A 17,273-nucleotide genomic window follows, 5' to 3' on the forward strand; every position below is an offset into this window, starting at 1 on the left:
CCCTCGGTCAGAAGGCGCCGGGTGCGACGACGTAGGCGAACAGCAACGTCAGGAACCCGGTCATCGCGGCGTAGTACGCCAGCGGAATCAGTTCGAGGCGGATGACGCGACCCTCCTCGCCGACGAGGCCGACGACGGCCAGTGCCGCGACGACGTTGTGGATGGCGACGAGGTTCCCGATGGCCCCGCCGACGGCCTGTGCGCCGACGAGGATCTGGGTCGGGACGCCGATGTTCTGTGCCGCGTTGAACTGGAACGTCCCGAACAGGATGTCGCTGACCGTGTTCGAGCCGGCGATGAACGCGCCGAACGCGCCGACCAGCGCCGAGAAGAACGGGTAGACCCCGCCCGCGAGGTTCGCGGTGAAGTCCGAGAGGATGACGAGCATGCTCCCGGTGTCCGCCGACTGCCCGGAGTTGATCATGATCTGGACGGTCGCGACCGCGAACCACAGCGCGATGACCGCCGGCAGGATCTTCTGGCCGGTCTCCTGCCAGGAGTCCTTGATCTCCTGACCGTCCATCCCGTGCAGCAGGTACGTGACGACGCTGACGAACACGAAGATGGCGCCGGGCAGGTACAGGGTGCGGAACGACCCGTCGAGGCCGGTCCCGAGGATGTTGCTCCACGCGATGACGAGGTTCTCGTTCAGGAAGTTCTGGAGCGGGCTCCAGACGCGGGTGACGACCAGCAGCGCGGCCGTCAGGATGTACGGCGCCCACGCCATGCCCAGGGACATGTCGCGGCTCTGCTGGACGACACCGCCATCCGCGGCGACAGACTGGTCACCGCCGGTGACGCTCTCGCCGGGTTCGATGTCGCCGACCCAGTGGGACGGCCACTGCTCGCGCGGCGCGAAGTCCCACTCCTCGTCGGGGAGCAGGAAGCCCGCCTTGAGCGTGCCCGCGGTGATGAACAGCCCGACCATCGCGCCCAGCAGGGCGGGGAACGTCGGGCCGAGGAAGTACGCGGTGAGCCAGTACGGGACCGCGAAGGACGCCCACGCGAAGATGGTCAGCGGGAGCACCTCGAGTGCCGGCTTGATGGAGCGCTCCTCGCCGAAGAACTTGGTCATCATCGCGACCCCGATGAACGGGAGGACGATGCCGACGATGGCGTGGATGGAGGCCGCCCAGACCGCCGCGTCGGCGACGTACTGGGTGACCGTCATGCCCTCCGCGTTGATGCTCTCCTGTATCGCCGTGTTCTGGCTGAAGACCTCCTCCAGCCCGATGATGAGCGGCGTGCCGACCGCCCCGAACGTGATGGCCATGATGTTCCCCGTCAGGGCAACCACGACGGCCGCCAGCGGCGGGAAGCCGAGGCCGACGAGGAGCGGGCCGACGATGGCCGCGGGCGTCCCGAAGCCGGCCGCGCCCTCGATGAACGAGCCCATCAGGAACACGAGCAGGACGACCTGGACGCGGCGGTCGTCGCTGATCGAGGAGAACCCGGCGTTGATGACGTCGAACGCGCCGGACTGCTTCAGCGTGTACAGGAGCAAGATGGCCCCGAAGACGATCCACAGGATCTCGGTGGCGGTGAACACGCCCGCGATGGTCGCCGCCGCGAGGAGCTCGGGCGACATGCTCCAGCCGACGACGCCGACCGCCGCGGCCGTCACCCACGCGATGGGCATGGTGGTCGTCGCGGGCTGGTAGAGGCCGACCATCAGTACGGTGATGGCGACCAGCGGCAGGACCGCCAACAGTATCATCAGCGGGTCAGCCATCGTGGCTCACCTCACTCGAACGGTGCGTCGGTGCAATCGCAGGTTCGTCTGTGCCTGACTCTGGCATGAGAAGAACACGAGTTTACTGGGATAAAGAATCACCGTAGATTGGCAATTCTTACGAATACCCGAATAGTTCATATAGGATGAGGCCGGCCGTATCGCCTTCTTGCGACCGATTGACGTGTGTGGCCGGTTACACGAGGGGGGAGTTCGGCGATGAGAACCGGTTCTCACTCCAGTTCATACGACTGAATCACCTCTTCATACAACTGTAACATCGTGTTCATACGACTGCATAGGAACGGGTTCGAGTGGAAGCGAAGGGGTCGGCGACGGCGGCCGGTCGGGTGGGCACCCTCGCGAGTGTCGATGTTCGTCATTCGCCAACTCCTGGGCGAGGACCTCCCGGACCAACGGCCTTATTTGGCGATAGCCGAATCCTGTGCCATGCGCGAGTTCGCGTTCACCATCGAGTACGAGCGGGGGGCCGACCCACTCATGGACGTCTTCATCGAGCATCCGGAGGCCCACGCCCGGACCATCAACTGCCACGTCTCGCCCAACAGCATGTGGCGCATCGACCGCATCGCCGGCCCGAAGGAGGCTCTCGAACGCATCGACGACATCTACATGGCGCCCGAGCACTGCAACGAGTGCATCGGCTCCCGGCACTGCCACACCGACTGGGAGCACGAGTTCCTCGAGCGCGCGCCCTCGCGCCGGACCATCTACACCTTCCGGCCCTCGCCCGGCGACTGTTACTCCATCCCGCAACTGGCCTGCATGTACCTCGGCGAGGGCTACCTCTGTGCCGCCGAGCGCCGCGAGAACCGCTACGAGTGGCGCATCCTCATGCGCGACGACGGCGACGCGATGGGGCTGCACGAGGCCCTGAGCGAGGAGTTGCGCGACGGCCTCTCGCTCTCCTTCCGGCAGATCGGCGGTCCCTCCTACTGGGCCGAGGAGGCCATCACGCTCGCGGAGCTCCCCTACGAGCAGCGCGAGGCCATCGAGACGGCGGTCCGGATGGGCTACTACCAGACCCCCCGGGACACCTCGATGGCCGAGGTCGCCGAGGAACTGGACGTGCCGCGGTCGACGCTACAGTACCGGCTCCAGCAGGCCGAGTCGTGGATCATCGGCTGTTTCGTCTCTCGCGCGGTGTCCGACCTCGGCGAGCAGTGCTCGCGCGAACCGGTCGCGAAGAAGGTCTGAACTCCCCAGAACGGCCCTGCCCACAGCTCCCAGTTTATCTTTCTGCGGTCCCCAGAGGCGCCCGTGCTCGGCTTGCGCTACTTCGCCTGTGCCGGTTGCGAGACCGTCTTCGCGCTCCCGGAGGCGGAATCGCGGTGCCCGCGCTGTGACGCGGCAGGACTCGAAGAGATCACGGACCGGCTCGACGGTGACGTCTACTTCACTCGGTCGACGGCACCCGGCACTCGCTAGTCGGGGTCTCGACGCATCGGCAGGAACAGCGACTCAGTACTCGCAGGGACACGTCCGGTTCGTCCGGGTGCGCCGGGACCGAACCACGCGGCCCGGCAGGCGCGCGAGCCGTGCTTTCGACCACCCGACGAGTGCGGCGAATGCGGAGAGACGACCCGACTCGTGTTCGCCAGCGCCGACCTCCCGCAGATAGAGGTACGCCGACGCGGGAAACAGCGCGCCCCCGTAGATGGCGCCGACCGCCACGGCGGCCTGTCCGGGATGCCCCGGTGGCAGGACCAGCCACGCCGCCGCGACCACCAGACAGAGCGCGAGCCCGGCGCGGACGCTCTCGCGCCACGTTGCGTCCGCGGGCGCGACCCGACCGCCTTCAGTCGCCATCCTCGACGCGCAGGTTCGAGAGGCGCTCCTGCCCGACGACCTCGAACAGCTCCTGATAGCGGTTACGGATGGTGACCTCGCTGATGTCCGTCACTTCGCTGACCTCGTCCTGTGTCAGCCCGGCGTTCGCCAGCAGGCCACCGGCGTAGATGGCGGCCGCGGCGAGCCCGACCGGGCTCTTCCCGCTGTGGGCGCCCTGCTGCTTGGCCGCCTGGAGCAGCCGCCGGGCGGGTCGTTCGACCGTGGCGCCGGCGTCGAGTTCCGAGAGGAACCGCGGGAGGTACTGCTCGGGGTCGGCGGGTTCGACGGCGAGGCCGAGTTCGCGGACGACGTAGCGGTAGGTCCGGCTGAGCTCCTGCTTGTCGACGCGCGAGACCTCCCCGACCTCGTCGAGACTACGGGGCACGCCGGCCTGTCGAGCCGCGGCGTAGAGCGAGGCAGTCGAGACGCCCTCGATGGACCGGCCCGGGAGCAGGTCCTCCTCGAGGGCGCGGCGGTAGACGACGCTGCCCGTCTCGCGGACGTTCTTCGGCAGGCCCAGCGCGCTGCCCATGCGCTCGATCTCGCCGAGCGCCTGCTTCAGGTTGCGCTCCCTCGAGTCGCGGGTCCGGAAGCGTTCGTTCCAGGTCCGCAGGCGCGACATCTTCTTCCGCTGGCTCGACGAGAGCGAGTTCCCGTAGGCGTCCTTGTTCTGCCAGCCGATGCTGGTCGAGAGCCCCTCGTCGTGCATCAACTTGGTCGTCGGGGCGCCGACGCGGGACTTCTGGTCGCGCTCGCTCGCGTCGAAGGCGCGCCACTCCGGCCCGCGGTCGATGGCGTCCTCGTGGACGACCTCGCCGGTCTCCTCGTCGACCCACTCGCCGTGTCGTTCGTCGTAGACGAGGTCCTCGCGGCTGCGCTCACCCGTCTCGTCGGTGGTCTCGGGCTGTTCCTCCTCGGTGGTCCCGACGCCGGTGGAAGCCGCGCGCCAGGTGGTTCGGGTTGTCTCCGACATCGATCGAGTATGCACTCGTTGCGGTCCGTCCCCCTTGGGACCTCGCTTGGCATATGACGAATACTGTGTGAACGCCATCGGTGTTGACGGTGGGGTTTTACCCCGCAAACCGGCCTATTCCGACCTCAAGAGCCGAATACGCCTGCTTCAGTCCGGTTCGTCGGTCCCCCACCTAGATTCGTCTATCACCAATCACTTTTCGGCCCGAGCCACCTGTCAGCCAGCCCGTCACTACCAGAACCTGAGAACCGACTGCCGAGTTTACCCCCTCGGTGGCCGTATCTTCGACCGAGCATGAGCAGTCACCAGTCAGCCACACAGCGGGAGGTACCGCCCGACATCGACATCGCGCGCGAGGCGTCGCGCCGGCCCATCGAGGCCGTCGCCGGCGACCTCGGGCTGGACGCCGCGGCCCTGGAGCCGCGGGGCGACGAGGTGGCGAAGCTCACGTGGGACGCCATCGACCGGGTCATGCAGCGACCCGCCGACGGGAAACTGGTGCTGGTCACCGCGATGACGCCGACGCGCCGCGGCGCGGGCAAGACGGTCACCACGGTCGGGCTCGGGCAGGCGCTCGGCCAGCTCGGCGTGTCGAACGCGGTCGCGGTCCGCGAGCCCTCGCAGGGGCCGGTCTTCGGCATCAAGGGCGGCGCGGCCGGCGGGGGCTACAGCCAGGTGCTCCCGATGGAGGCCATCAACCTGCACTTCACGGGGGACATCCACGCCGTCACCGCGGCACACAATCTCGTCGCGGCGACGGTCGACGCCAGCCGGCACCACGGCAACCCACTCGACGTCGACCCCGACCGGGTGGTCTGGGGCCGCGCACTGGACATGAACGACCGGGCGCTCCGGGAGACCGTCGTTGGCCTCGGCGGCTCGACCAACGGCCCGCCGCGGGAGGACTCCTTCAGCATCACCGCCGCCTCCGAGCTGATGGCGGTGCTCTGTCTCGCCACCGACATCGCCGACCTGAAGGACAGGATCGGCCGCATCATCGTCGCCTACGACACCGACGGCGACCCAATCACGGTCGCGGACCTCGACATCGTCGGGGCGGTGACCGCCCTGCTGACGGACGCGCTGCGCCCGAACCTCGTCCAGACCATCGAGGGCACGCCCGCGTTCGTCCACGGCGGCCCCTTCGCCAACATCGCGACCGGGACGAACTCGGTGCTGGCGGACCACGTCGGCCTCCGGCTGGCCGACTACCTCGTCACCGAGGCCGGCTTCGGCGCGGACCTCGGCGCCGAGAAGTTCGTCGACATCGTCTCGCGCGAGGGCGTCGCACCCGACGCGACGGTCGTCGTCGCCACGGTCGAGGCGCTGAAGAAGCACGGCGCACCCTCGGTCGGGGACGAGGATTCCATCGAGGCGCTGCGGGCCGGCTTCCCGAACCTCGACCACCACGTCGACAACCTGCGGGCGATGGGCCTGCCGGTGGTCGTCGCCATCAACCGCTTCCCGTCGGACGACGACGCCGAAATCGACGCGGTCCTCGAGCACTGCGAGGCTCGCGGGGTCCTGACCGCGGTCTCGACGGTCTACCAGCAGGGCGGCGAGGGTGGCGTCGAACTCGCCCGGCTGGTCCAGGCGGCGGCCGAGTCCGGGGAGGCCGACCTCCAGCCGACCTACCCGCTCGACGCGCCCCTAGACGAGAAGATCCGGGCGGTCGCGACGCAGGTGTACGGCGCCGACGGCGTCGAGTTCACCCCCTCCGCCCGGAAGGACCTGGCGCGCATCGAGGAACTGGGGCTCGACGACCTGCCGGTGTGCATCTCGAAGACGCCCGCGTCGCTCTCGGACGACCCCGCCCGCGCCGGGGTCCCCCACGGCTGGGACCTCACGGTCCGGGAGCTCTACCCCTCGGCCGGGGCCGGGTTCGTCGTCGCGCTGACCGGCGACGTGCTGACGATGCCGGGGCTGCCCGCCGAGCCGGCCGCGTGTGACATCGAGGTCGACGACGACGGGACCATCAGCGGCCTCTTCTGAGCGGTGGGGCGGCCTCCGCACCTCGGGCGGCCGACCCGTCGCCGACCCCAACCTACACGGCGGCGCCCGCCGTGGCTCCAGCCATGTCACCGACCGTCCACGCGCTCCGCAACGAGATCCGGGTCTCCGTCGACCGATACGAGCGCCAGACGTCGACCGCCTTCACCAAGGAGTCGCTGGCCGCCATCTGCGAGGCCGTCGGCTACGACGTCGACACGGACAGCCTGCCCTCGAAACCACAGATGCGGGCCGGCATCCTCTGGCGCCTCGGCGAACTGGACGACGACGACCCCGCGAGCACGCAGGGCGCGTTCCGGAAGGGCGAACTCCAGACCATCGCGGCCGCCCTCCGGGACGAGTAAGAAGTCGTCGTTGACAAGTCCGTTGGGGCACCAGCCCGCAACACCTGCTTACCGGACTACCGCCTCCGACACGCACATACTCGTCCGGGCGTATATTCTTACATGTCACAGTCGCTCCCGCGACCACCGGACGCCGGCGTCATCAACGCCGTCCGGTTCGGCACCGACACGTTCCGTTTCATCGAGGCGATGCAGTCGCGGTTCCCGGACATCGTCGGCATCCCGATCCCGGGCCGTGCCCCGCTCGTGCAGGTCACGAACCCCGACCTCATCCACGACGCCCTCTCGCGCCCCGAGGACTTCCCGCGCGTCCCGGTGAGTGGGCCAGCCGCCCTCATCGCCGAACAGGGCCTCGTCCAAAGCGAGGGCCAGCTCTGGCGCCAGCAGCGCAACGTCATGGGCTCGGCCTTCGCGGGCGACCAGGTCCGGGCGTACGCCGACACGGTCGGCGAGCGCGTCGAGGCACTCTGCGGCGAGTGGCGCGACCGGCTCGCGGGCACCACGACCGGCGCGGGGCGGGCGACCGCCGCCGACGGCGCGTCGAGCTTCGAGACGAACCTCCACTTCGACATGACCGCGCTGACGGTCCGGGTCGCCTCCGAGATACTCCTCGGGGAGGACATCGGGCTCGACCGCGCCGAGCAGTTCTCCGAGTGGATGCAGGTCGCCGGCGACGAGTTCGAGTTCGGCATCGAGGCGGTCCTGCCCGAGTGGGTCCCGACGCGCACCTCGCCCCGGTTCCGCGAGGCGGCTTCGGGCATCCGCGAGCTCTCCGAGGAACTCATCGAGCGCCGCCGCGAGGCCCTCGCGGCCGGCGAGACCGAGGGGCCGCCGGACATGCTCTCGATGCTCATCCGGGCCGAGTCCAACCCCGAGGTCGACTTCCCCGAGAACCAGATCCGCGACGAGGTCGCCACCTTCCTCATCGCCGGCCACGAGACGACCGCGCTCAGCCTCACCTACGCCCAGAGCCTCCTCGCCTGGCACCCCGAGGTCCGCGAGCGCGTCCGCGCGGAGGCCGAAGCCGTCATCGGCGACGAGACGCCGACGCACGACCACGTCGACGACCTCGCGTACACGGGCCGGGTGTTCACCGAGGCGCTGCGGCTCTACCCCGCCGCCTGGGCCGTCTTCCGGCAGGCGAAGGGCGACGTGCAACTGGGCGACTACGTCGTCCCCGACGGTTCGGCCGTCGTCATGCCGCAGTACGCGGTCCACCGGGACGGGCGGTACTTCGAGAACCCACACGAGTTCGACCCGGACCGCTGGCTCGACCGGAAACCCGACACGGTCCCGGCGTACTTCCCGTTCTCCAGCGGCCCCCACGCCTGCATCGGCCGGCAGTTCTCGCTCACCGGGGCGCGGCTGGTCCTGGCCCGCATCGCGCAGGAGTTCGACGTCGACGTCCCCGAAGACGGCCTCGACGACCTCCGGGCGACGCCGACGCTCCGCCCGGGGAACGGGGTCGACGCGACCGTCAGCGTGGTGGAGTAGCCGCGTGTCGACACCAGACCTCGCCGGGGCCGACGGGTCCTGCCCCGAATATATTAGGTCATGAGTTCCCGGGACCGAATCGTTGAGGCGGTACTGCCTACAAGGAGTCTCACAGAGTACGGATACGAACCGCAGCTATGCCCGAACCCCTCCCTGCTCTCGCACCGATAGACGTGCTTGTCGTGGGCGACTCGCTGGTTCCCGACGACCTCGTCGCGGCCCTCCAGGCCGAGCAGCCAGCCGTCAAGGTCCGGACCGCGACAGCCGTCGCAGGCGCCCGGGAACAGGTCACCTCGAACCCGCCGGAGATGGTCCTCCTGGGCGTCGGCAGTGTCGACGGTGCGTGGCGCTCGCTGGCCGGCCGCCTCCGCGACCTCGACGTCCCCTTCGTCCTCGTGGACCCGGCCGGCGACCTCTCGCCGGCGACGGCTGCCGACGCGGGCGCCGCCGACTACCTCGACCGACTCGACGGCGGCCGGCTCCAGCTGGCCGCGACGCGCCTCCTGAAGCTCGCAGAGCGCCGGCCCGCCGACGACCACCGCGACGTCCCGCTGTCGGTCGGACTCGCCGGCCTCGACAGCGTCGACGACCTGGTCTACCTGTTCGACACCGACGGGAGCCTCCGCTGGTGGAACGAACGGCTCGAAGCCGAGGCGCCCTACGACGGGGCGGCGCTGCAGGGGATGCGCCCCGACGCCTTCTTCGAGGGCGACGACCGCGACCGGGTGGCCGACGCGTTCGCCCGGGCGGTCGACGGCGAGCGCGTGAAGGTCGAGGCGGCGTTCGTCCTCGGGGAGGGCCGAACCCGACCGTACGAGTTCACGGCGACGCGTCTCGACTACCCGGGCAGCACCCGGTCCTACGTCTGCGGTATCGGCCGCGACATCGCCGAGCGGACCCGGACCGTCGAGGAGCTCGAACTCCTCCGGCAGACGATCAGTATCGCCGTCACCGCCGACACCTTCGAGGACGCCCTGTCGCGGGTCCTCGCGGCCGTCTGCTCGCGGGCCGAGCCCGACTACGCCGAGGCGTGGGTGCCCGGAGACGACGGGTTGCGCTGCTCTACCACCCACACGACCGCGGCGCTCACGGGTGACCTCGCGTCGGCGTTCGTCACGAAGACCGAGCAGATGCGTTTCGGGTACGAGGAGGGGCTGCCGGGTCGGGTCTGGGCGACAGCCGAACCGGAGTGGCTCGCCGACCTGACCCGGGCCGGCAGGGAGACGTTCGTCCGGCAGGACGTCGTCGCCCGGACCGGTCTGCGGTCCGCCGTCGGGGTCCCCATCGTCGCGGCCGGTGAGGTCGTCGCCGTCCTGACGTTCTTCCTGTCCCGGCCGACGGGGCGGGACACGCGGGTCATCGACCTCATCTCGACCATCGCGGCGGAGCTGGGGACGGTGCTGGTCCGCCAGCGGACCGCGGACTCGCTCTCGCACGAACAGGACCTCCAGCAGCGTATCTTCCGGACGAGCCCGGTCGGCATCGCGGTCACCGACGCGCAGGGCGACATCGTCCGGACCAACGAGCGCCTTGAGGAGATCCTCGATATCCCCGCCGCGGAGATCACCAACCGGACCTACTGGGCGAACGAGTGGGAGATCGAGGACATGGACGGCAACCCCATCTCGATGGCCGAGCTCCCCGTCGGCACGGTGTTGACCACCGGCGAGCCCGTCTACGGCTTCGAACACGGCGTCGTCACGGGTGACGGCGACCGGGCGTGGGTGCGCGTGAACGCCACCCCGCTGCTCGACGACGATGGGTCGGTGGAGTACGTCGTCACGACTGTCGAGGACATCACCAGGCAGCGACTGAACGACCGCCAGCTACAGCGCCAGCGCGAGCAGCTCTCGGTGGTCGGTCGGGTCCTCAGACACGACCTCCGCACCAACAGCAGCCTGGTGCTCGGCTACACCGAGTTGCTGGAGCAGGGCGACGCGTCGACGGCGGAGGCGACCGAGAACATCCACGCCGCGGTCTCGAACCTGCTCTCGACCGCCGAGAAGACCCGCCTCGTCCTCGACCACTTCGACTCCGGCGAGCGCGTACCGACGCCCGTCGGGCGGTTCCTCGAGCACTGCCGGGACACCCTGCAGCGCCGGCTCCCGGAGAGTAGTGTCGAACTCCCGACCGGGGACGCTCCCGGGTCCCGGATCGAGGCGACGAAGGGCCTCCGGCTCGCGGTCATCGAACTCCTCGAGAACGCGGTGCGCTACGCCGACGGCCCCGAGGTCGCCGTCACGGGAACCGGCGAGGACGACGGCCGGGTCGTCATCCGCATCCGCGACGACGGCCCCGGCATCCCCGAGAGCGAGCTCGCGGTCCTCGACGCCGGCGTCGAGATGCCCCTCCAGCACACCAGCGGGGTCGGCCTCTGGATCGCCCGGTGGATGGTCGACACCCACGGTGGCTCGCTGACCGTCGACTCCGGCGACGAGGGGACGGTCTGCCGGGTCGAACTGCCCGTGGTCGCCGACGACGGGTCGTAGAGAGACACCGGGCGACCGGGCGATTCTGTCCTGCGGCGGAACACCGTTCCGCCCGGTGCTGGCGTCGGTTCCGCGGTGGAATATTCAGCCAGATGATTGATGTGGGTCTGCCGACTCCAGAGCGTATGCCGAAACTTCTCGACGAGTTCTCCGGGTACGATTTCGAGGAGCTGATGGTCGACGTCTTCCGGAAGCTCGGCTACGAGAACCCGCGCGTCCACAAACAGGGGGCCGACGAGGGGCGCGACATCGTGATGGAAGAACGGGTCGACGGCCAGACACGCGCGGTCGTCGTCGAGTGTAAACACCGCGAGACGGTCAGCCGACCGGTCGTCCAGAAACTGCACAGCGCGGTGACGACCTACGACTACGACGGACCGAAACGGGGGATGGTCGTCACCTCCGGCCGGTTCACACAGCCGGCGCGGGAGTACGCACGGAAGGTCGAGCAGAACGGGACGGGGCCGGGCATCCAGCTCATCGACGGGAAGAAACTGCGGGAGATCGCGGACCGGATCGGCCTCGACCTGTACAACGGCCGCATCGAGATCCTCTGTGACCAGACGCTCCAGCCGTACGAGCCGACGGCCGGGCTGGACAGACCCCTGCTGAGCGCGTTCGAACCCATCGAGAACCTGCCGCGGTCGCAGGTCGAGGCGAGCAGCCGCACTGCCGAGTTCGTGCCGATGCTCCGCATCGTGGCGTCGGTACAGGCGACGTTCGAGACGTCCGTCGGCGTCATCCACCGGGTGAACGAGACCGACCAGTTCGTCGTCAGGGCCGACCGACACGGCCCGACGGTCCCGGCCCGGGCGTTCCAGCGCCTCGTCTCGGAACACGTCGGCGAGGCCATCCAGTTCGACGAGTCGACGTTCGAACGCGACTTCGACACGGTCGAGGTGGGCCGGTTCGAGCGAACCGAGACGGAGTACAACGACTGGCTCGTCGACCGCGTCCGGGACGCGCACACGACCACGGTCCACTACACCGGCGGGAACAACGTCGACTACTCGAAGGAGTGCAGACCGAAGCAGAGCGACGTCCAGATACGCTCCGTGACACCGGTGTACCTGCCACAGGTCACCCAGGTCGTCTCGCTCGGCGAATACGACCACCCGGTGGAGTACGCGGCCGCCGGTGCCGCCCGGGAGACCATCACGAGTCCGGCACGCTGTGTCCACTGCGGCGAGGACGCCGGGGGCGAGACCTACACCCACTGCGCGAACTGCGGGTCGATCAACTGCACCAGCCACACGAAGACCGAACGGCTCGAAGGGACCCCCATCTGCACCGGGTGTGCCGTCACCGAATCGTTCGTGTGGTCGACGAAGTACTTCTACGACGAGGAGAACCTGGAGACGTTCGAGACGGCGTACGAGGCGATGCCTGTCTACCGGAAGCCGATGGAGAACCCGCCACTCGTCGCCGGCGTCGTCGTCGCGCTCCTCACCGCACTCCTCGCTGCCGGTTTCGTCTTCATCTGACCGCGGTGGTTCCGCCCGCTTACCGGACGAAGTTCTCCGTCACGACCTGCCCCGTCAGTGCACCGAGCGTCGTCTCCACCTCGTAGTCCGGCGCCTCCAGCGAGACGGGCGAGTCCGCGGTGACCCCGCTGAAGTGGACGGTCATCGCGTAGGAGCCGTCGTCCGCGACCAGTGCGGCCTCGAGCGGTTCGACCCCCTCGTCGGTCTGCAGCCAGAGCTTGACCATCTCGCCGGCGTGGGACGGGTCGGTCCGTCCCTGGACCTCGAACTCCTTCTTCGCCTTCGACCCGACCACCGGGTAGCCCCGCTCGACCCACTCGTAGAACCCCTCGTCGATGACGTAGACGTTCGTGTAGCCCGCCTTCTGGAGCTCCGACGCCCGGAGCGACGACAGGTGGTGCGGACAGCCGCAGTACGCAACGACCAGGGCGTCCTTCGAGACACCCTCGACGGGTTCGGCCTCGATGGGGTTCTGGACCGGGCTGCTGATTGCCCCCTCGATGTGGCCCTGGTCGTACGCCGAACTCCCGCGTGAGTCCACGAACGTCGCCTCGTCGTTCTTGAACCACTGGTAGGTGTCCTCAATGGGGGCCAGTGCGACCTGTTCACCCTCGACAGAGAGGGTCTCGTAGCCCTCGTCGGAGGTGCCACCACTCTGCGTGTCGCCGGACCCGGTGAGGCCGCCGATGCAGCCCGCCAGGGCCGTCATCGAGAGGCCGACACCGGAGAGGAACGCCCGTCGTTTCATGTGCGAGGTGCTATGGGGTGAACCAAAATAGGGGTGTTGGTAACGGGTGAACCCCCTTCGTTTCGACTGGAGAACGCGCGACAGCGCAACTGCTCGCGTCCAGATGAAACGTCGAGAGGAAGTAGTTCCACCAGGATTCGAACCTGGGTCGTTGCCCCCAGAAGGCAACAGGATTGGCCACTACCCCATGGAACTTCGTCGTCGGGTCTCCCCGATTCCATCAGACTGTACTGCGCTTGGATATTTGAGTGTTGCGAAACCGTAGAGGGGTGCGACGCTGTGACGCGAACTGGGTGGTACAGGGTGACCGCCCGCACCGACGCGCCGCGACGACCTCTGGCAGGTAGCACTCAGGCGACCCGGCCCTGCTCCAGCAGTTCCCGGATCCGCCGGAGTTCGGTGAGCACGTCGGCTGAGTCGGCGTCTTCCGCGGCCTGTACCGGGGGAGACGCGGCCACGCTCGCGGCCTCGGTCGCCTCTGGCTCGCGGCCCCGGACCTTCGCGAGGACCTGCTCTTTGATGGCTTCGAAGTCGCTGACGCCGTCGATGGTGAGTTCGGCGCCGGTCTGGCCGCCGAAGCCGGCGGTGTGGATCTGGACCGTGCCCGCGTCGAGGCGGCGCTGGACGGGTCCCTGGACCGAGTCGACGTTGGTGATGCGGTTGTAGGGGACGGTGGTCCGCTGCTGGAAGAAGACGCCCCGGCGGTACTCGAGTTCGTCCTCGGTGAGGCGGTAGGCGGCGCTCCGGGTGAACGCGGGAATCCACCACGTGACGAAGGCGACCGGGAGGAGCACCGCGGCGGCGCCGACGGCGACGGCCCAGGGCTCGACCTCGAAGAGGATGCCACTCAGTGCGAGTCCGCCGGCGACGGCCAGGAGGATGGCGACGACGATGGCCTCGAGTGCGTAGTAGTAGACGGTGAGCCGCTCAGGTTCGAACCACTCGTTCTGGGGTCTCATGGCTGCAGAGACGCGGGCCGTCGTCATCTACAGGTGACACGGTTCTCGGCGGGAGAGAACCACCAGCGACGCCGCTGGCAGCCCGCGAGGTGGGGCTACGCCGAGTCCGGGCGGTTCGTGACGACCTTCGCGTGCATCGTGCTCGCGTAGCCGACGGCCAGGGCGGTGTCGACACCGCGCATCTCGGCGGCGGTGCTCTTCAGGATGGTGTAGGAGACCCGGCCGAGCGTGTCGCGGTCGCGGAACCAGACGACGGCCACGTTCGTCCGCGGCGTGGCGACGAAGGCGTCGTCGGCGAGGTCGAGGAGGTCGGGGTTAGCGTCCTCGCGGGCCCGGTCCAGCTCCTCGCCGAAGCGGCCGATGGCGGTCGCGATGGACTCGTAGCGTTCGACGGCGGAGTCGAGGACGTGGACGTAGTCGCCGTCGACGCGTTCGAACCGGGTCGATTCGGGCTCGGGCGCCGAGACCTGGGTCCAGCCGTCCTCGGTGAGGTCGGCCAGCGCGAGCAGCGCCACGTCCTGGTACCCGTCCACGAAGCCGCCCTCTTCGGAGTCAGACCGGACGGTGAACGCACCGAGACAGCCGGCCAGGAGGGCTGTCCCGGTCGCTGCGAGCATCGCACGTCGTTTCATGCGGGAGATACGCGCCCGCCGGTATTAACAGGATAGTGATACGAGTGCGCACGGGTGGGGGGCGGCCGAGAGGGCCGTCGCACTCACATCGTCGGGAGCTTCGCGACCCGCCCGCGGTCGAGGTTCGAGACGAACACCGAACCGGATGCCCGGACGACGGCGAGTCGGCCGCCCTCGCCGGGGTCGTAGGTCCAGCGCGTCTCACCGGTCTCCCGGTCGAGGGCGGCCAGCGACCGCTTGCTCACGGCCACGACCGAGTCGCCGGAGACGACGACGTCCTCCATCGTCGGCCGCTCCGTGACCGTCGTCCAGCGCTGGGTTCCGTCCGGACCGAAGCAGTCGACGCGGGCGAGCGTCCCGCCGTCGGGGTCGTCGACCGAACTCCCGACGAAGACGGCGTCGTCGGTCGGTTCGATGGCCTCGACGCGGTAGCCGGCGGTCCGTCGCCACCGGACGTGGCCGGTGTCTCGCTCGAGTGCGACCACCTCGTCCTCCGGGCCGGAGTATGACGGGCGCAGGTAGACCAGCGAGCCGAGCTCGACGCCGTGGAACGCCTCCATGCCGGCGACCGAGCCCGTCCACCGGACGGTCCCGTCGGCCGGGTCGTAGCCCGTCACGTCCGGGCCGCGGGTCGCCACGAGGAGGCGGCTGTCGGCCCCGACGTTCGGATAGAGCCGCGAGGGCTCGGTCTGCCACTGGACGCTGCCGTCCTGTGCGAGGACGACGAGACGGTGCTCGTCGGTCTCGGCGGGTTGCTGGAGCGCGATGTGGTCACCGACACCCTCCGGTGGCAGGTACAGGTCGCTCTCGCGTTCGAACCGGCGCTCGCCGGAGCCCGCGTCGTAGCCGCGGAGCACGTCGTCGGTGAGGTCGATGTCGACGACGAGCGAGCCGTACCGGCCGAGGACGCCGCGTTCGTGCAGCCCCTCGGTGTGCCAGCGGCGGGCGCCCGACGGGTCGACGGTGTAGAGGTCGCCGTCGGTGCTGTGGACGTGGTAGGGGCCGCCGGCGTCGGGTGCGACGGGGCGGGCCTCGATGGGGCCGCCGGTCTCGACGCGGAACTGGGTCTCGCCGTCGGCGACGCCGAGTCCGTACAGGGCCTTGTCCTGCCCGCCGACGAGGACCTGGTCGTCGCCCATCGCCGGGGGCGAGGCGCCGGTCGCCTGGTCGAGGTCGTGGCGCCAGACCGGGTCGACGCTGTTGCCGGGCAGGACCGAGGAGACACAGCCCGCGAGCGCGAGCGACCCGGCACCCGCGATGGCGCCGAACGCCTCGCGGCGGGAGATCGGGTTACGCGACATCGGTCACCTCCGGGCCAGCCTTCGAGAGCGACCACTCCTGCCCGACGTAGACCGCGTCGCCCATGACGGCGACCCACATCGGGCTGCCACCCTCGTGGTAGCCCTCGAAGCGGTACTCGGCGACCTCGGTCCCGTCGGTATCGTGGACGTACACCGCCTCGGGGGTGAACGGGACCGTCCCGCTCGGGCCGCGCTGTGTGATCTGCCCGCCGACCATGCTCACGAGCAGGCCGTCGACCAGTTCTGGGCCGGAGGTGAACGCGCTGAGGGTCTCGGTCCGCCAGCGTCGCTCGCCGGTCGCGGCGTCGATGCCGTAGAGGTAGTAGTCCGCGGCGGCGACGTAGACGCGGCCGTCGGCGACCAGCGGGCGGGTGAAGACGGTGTTCTCCAGTGGGGAGCGCCACTGCACCTCGCCGGTGTCGGCGTCGACCGCGAGCAGTTCCTCGGTCGCGCTGCCGACGTAGACCGTGCCGTCGGCGACCGCCACGTCGGACATCGCGGCGCCGACCTCAAGGCGCCAGTCCTCGGTCCCGTCGGCGGTGACGCGGCGGAGCGTCCCGTCCAAAAGCGGGGCCACGAGGCCGGCGCGGTCGCGGGCCGGGGCGCCCGAGAGCGAGGCCGGCAGGTCGAGCACGAACTGCACGCTCCCGTCCGCCGTCGCGAGGGCTTCGACCCGGTCGGGCACGTCGTCCTCGGTGCCGGAGATGGGGACGTACACCTGCTCGCCGGCGGGAATCGGGGCGAACTCGACGACGCCGGGGTCGGCCTCGTCGACCGGGGCGACGCTGGTCTCCCAGGTGATCTCGCCGGTCGAATAGTCGACGGCGAACGCGGTCTCGGCCTTCGAGAAGACGTAGGCGTGCCGGTCGTCGGCGGCCACGGGTGACCCGCGGCCCTTGCCGCCGCCGATGGACCACCGTTCCTCGCCGGTCTCGGGGTCGACGGCGGCCAGCATCGCGTCGTCACGGAAGGGGCTGCGGGACCCGACGATGAGTGGGCCGCCCTCGGGGTGGGCGCCCGGCGTCGGGTCGAACCGCTTGGTCTGCCACGCGGTCGGGACGGGGCTCTCGTGGTCCTCCTCGGCCAGGGCGGTACACCCGGCGAGGCCGACCGCGAGGGCGGGGAGGGACTTCAGGGCGTCTCGTCGTGAGAGGGAGGGCATCGGTTCGGGCTTCCCGGTCGAGCCGTATCAGTTTTGTCACGCTTCCCGACCGGTTCGCATGGACAGTGGTCACCTCGCCTGTTCCGGAATCGTC

Annotated in this window: 15 protein-coding genes and 1 tRNA gene; 7 read left to right on the top strand and 9 right to left on the bottom strand. The window is 69.5% G+C overall.

Annotated elements, in window-relative coordinates:
• Window positions 1-7: 7 nt before the first annotated feature.
• Entirely contained in the window at window positions 8-1,732 is a 1,725-nt protein-coding gene (locus NOV86_RS10390; protein WP_267641314.1) for an L-lactate permease, read from the bottom strand.
• Window positions 1,733-2,182: 450 nt separating this feature from the next.
• On the opposite strand from NOV86_RS10390, the gene NOV86_RS10395 reads away from it, so the two are divergent.
• Both NOV86_RS10395 and NOV86_RS10400 read left to right on the top strand, forming a co-directional pair.
• Window positions 2,183-2,950: a helix-turn-helix domain-containing protein gene (locus NOV86_RS10395; protein ID WP_267641315.1), complete on the top strand. Its 768-nt coding sequence runs from the start codon at window positions 2,183-2,185 to the stop codon at window positions 2,948-2,950.
• A 63-nt stretch (window positions 2,951-3,013) separates the two neighbouring features.
• Window positions 3,014-3,181 (top strand): hypothetical protein, encoded by a 168-nt coding sequence (locus NOV86_RS10400; protein WP_267641316.1) that lies wholly within the window; start codon window positions 3,014-3,016, stop codon window positions 3,179-3,181.
• A gap of 33 nt (window positions 3,182-3,214) precedes the next feature.
• On the opposite strand, the gene NOV86_RS10405 is transcribed toward NOV86_RS10400, so the two are convergent.
• Together NOV86_RS10405 and NOV86_RS10410 are read right to left on the bottom strand one after the other, a co-directional pair.
• Entirely contained in the window at window positions 3,215-3,562 is a 348-nt protein-coding gene (locus tag NOV86_RS10405; RefSeq protein WP_267641317.1) for a hypothetical protein, read from the bottom strand.
• Entirely contained in the window at window positions 3,552-4,556 is a 1,005-nt protein-coding gene (locus NOV86_RS10410; protein WP_267641318.1) for a transcription initiation factor IIB, read from the bottom strand. Before NOV86_RS10410 ends, NOV86_RS10405 begins: the two co-directional genes overlap by 11 nt.
• 294 nt (window positions 4,557-4,850) lie before the next feature.
• Between NOV86_RS10410 and NOV86_RS10415 the strand changes: the two genes are divergently transcribed.
• The 5 genes from NOV86_RS10415 (at window position 4,851) to NOV86_RS10435 (ending at window position 12,377) form a co-directional block, all read left to right on the top strand.
• Entirely contained in the window at window positions 4,851-6,548 is a 1,698-nt protein-coding gene (locus tag NOV86_RS10415) for a formate--tetrahydrofolate ligase (protein WP_267641319.1), read from the top strand.
• Window positions 6,549-6,631: 83 nt separating this feature from the next.
• Entirely contained in the window at window positions 6,632-6,910 is a 279-nt protein-coding gene (locus NOV86_RS10420) for a hypothetical protein (protein WP_267641320.1), read from the top strand.
• Between the two features lie 102 nt (window positions 6,911-7,012).
• Window positions 7,013-8,404 carry a cytochrome P450 gene (locus NOV86_RS10425; RefSeq protein WP_267641321.1) on the top strand — a complete coding sequence of 464 codons (1,392 nt, stop codon included), beginning with the start codon at window positions 7,013-7,015 and terminating at the stop codon, window positions 8,402-8,404.
• Between the two features lie 137 nt (window positions 8,405-8,541).
• The gene (locus NOV86_RS10430; RefSeq protein ID WP_267641322.1) at window positions 8,542-10,893 is read left to right on the top strand and encodes a PAS domain-containing protein; all 2,352 of its coding nucleotides are present in this window, start codon (window positions 8,542-8,544) and stop codon (window positions 10,891-10,893) included.
• Window positions 10,894-11,018: 125 nt separating this feature from the next.
• Window positions 11,019-12,377: a restriction endonuclease gene (locus NOV86_RS10435; protein ID WP_267641324.1), complete on the top strand. Its 1,359-nt coding sequence runs from the start codon at window positions 11,019-11,021 to the stop codon at window positions 12,375-12,377.
• Window positions 12,378-12,396: 19 nt separating this feature from the next.
• On the opposite strand, the gene NOV86_RS10440 is transcribed toward NOV86_RS10435, so the two are convergent.
• The 6 genes from NOV86_RS10440 to NOV86_RS10465 form a co-directional block, all read right to left on the bottom strand.
• Window positions 12,397-13,125, bottom strand: coding sequence for a rhodanese-like domain-containing protein (locus NOV86_RS10440; RefSeq protein ID WP_267641325.1), 729 nt, complete (start codon window positions 13,123-13,125; stop codon window positions 12,397-12,399).
• A gap of 122 nt (window positions 13,126-13,247) precedes the next feature.
• Window positions 13,248-13,320, bottom strand: a tRNA-Gln gene (locus NOV86_RS10445).
• A 155-nt stretch (window positions 13,321-13,475) separates the two neighbouring features.
• Complete coding sequence (locus NOV86_RS10450; protein WP_267641326.1) at window positions 13,476-14,084, bottom strand: PH domain-containing protein; 609 nt, start codon at window positions 14,082-14,084, stop codon at window positions 13,476-13,478.
• Between the two features lie 95 nt (window positions 14,085-14,179).
• Window positions 14,180-14,716, bottom strand: coding sequence for a hypothetical protein (locus tag NOV86_RS10455; protein WP_267641327.1), 537 nt, complete (start codon window positions 14,714-14,716; stop codon window positions 14,180-14,182).
• 83 nt (window positions 14,717-14,799) lie between these two features.
• On the bottom strand, window positions 14,800-16,017 hold the full coding sequence (locus NOV86_RS10460) for an outer membrane protein assembly factor BamB family protein (RefSeq protein ID WP_267641328.1): 1,218 nt from the start codon (window positions 16,015-16,017) through the stop codon (window positions 14,800-14,802).
• Entirely contained in the window at window positions 16,007-17,179 is a 1,173-nt protein-coding gene (locus NOV86_RS10465) for an outer membrane protein assembly factor BamB family protein (protein ID WP_267641329.1), read from the bottom strand. The genes NOV86_RS10460 and NOV86_RS10465 overlap by 11 nt, the downstream gene beginning before the upstream one ends.
• Window positions 17,180-17,273: the final 94 nt, after the last annotated feature.

It is taken from the genome of Haloarchaeobius amylolyticus (assembly GCF_026616195.1).
Lineage (GTDB): Archaea > Halobacteriota > Halobacteria > Halobacteriales > Natrialbaceae > Haloarchaeobius > Haloarchaeobius amylolyticus.

Coding starts and splice junctions, on each gene's coding strand:
- NOV86_RS10390 (WP_267641314.1), bottom strand. CDS start 1,732: ATGGCTGACCCGCTGATGATACTGTTGGCGGTCCTGCCGCTGGTCGCC.
- NOV86_RS10395 (WP_267641315.1), top strand. CDS start 2,183: ATGCGCGAGTTCGCGTTCACCATCGAGTACGAGCGGGGGGCCGACCCA.
- NOV86_RS10405 (WP_267641317.1), bottom strand. CDS start 3,562: ATGGCGACTGAAGGCGGTCGGGTCGCGCCCGCGGACGCAACGTGGCGC.
- NOV86_RS10410 (WP_267641318.1), bottom strand. CDS start 4,556: ATGTCGGAGACAACCCGAACCACCTGGCGCGCGGCTTCCACCGGCGTC.
- NOV86_RS10415 (WP_267641319.1), top strand. CDS start 4,851: ATGAGCAGTCACCAGTCAGCCACACAGCGGGAGGTACCGCCCGACATC.
- NOV86_RS10420 (WP_267641320.1), top strand. CDS start 6,632: ATGTCACCGACCGTCCACGCGCTCCGCAACGAGATCCGGGTCTCCGTC.
- NOV86_RS10425 (WP_267641321.1), top strand. CDS start 7,013: ATGTCACAGTCGCTCCCGCGACCACCGGACGCCGGCGTCATCAACGCC.
- NOV86_RS10430 (WP_267641322.1), top strand. CDS start 8,542: ATGCCCGAACCCCTCCCTGCTCTCGCACCGATAGACGTGCTTGTCGTG.
- NOV86_RS10435 (WP_267641324.1), top strand. CDS start 11,019: ATGCCGAAACTTCTCGACGAGTTCTCCGGGTACGATTTCGAGGAGCTG.
- NOV86_RS10440 (WP_267641325.1), bottom strand. CDS start 13,125: ATGAAACGACGGGCGTTCCTCTCCGGTGTCGGCCTCTCGATGACGGCC.
- NOV86_RS10450 (WP_267641326.1), bottom strand. CDS start 14,084: ATGAGACCCCAGAACGAGTGGTTCGAACCTGAGCGGCTCACCGTCTAC.
- NOV86_RS10455 (WP_267641327.1), bottom strand. CDS start 14,716: ATGAAACGACGTGCGATGCTCGCAGCGACCGGGACAGCCCTCCTGGCC.
- NOV86_RS10460 (WP_267641328.1), bottom strand. CDS start 16,017: ATGTCGCGTAACCCGATCTCCCGCCGCGAGGCGTTCGGCGCCATCGCG.
- NOV86_RS10465 (WP_267641329.1), bottom strand. CDS start 17,179: ATGCCCTCCCTCTCACGACGAGACGCCCTGAAGTCCCTCCCCGCCCTC.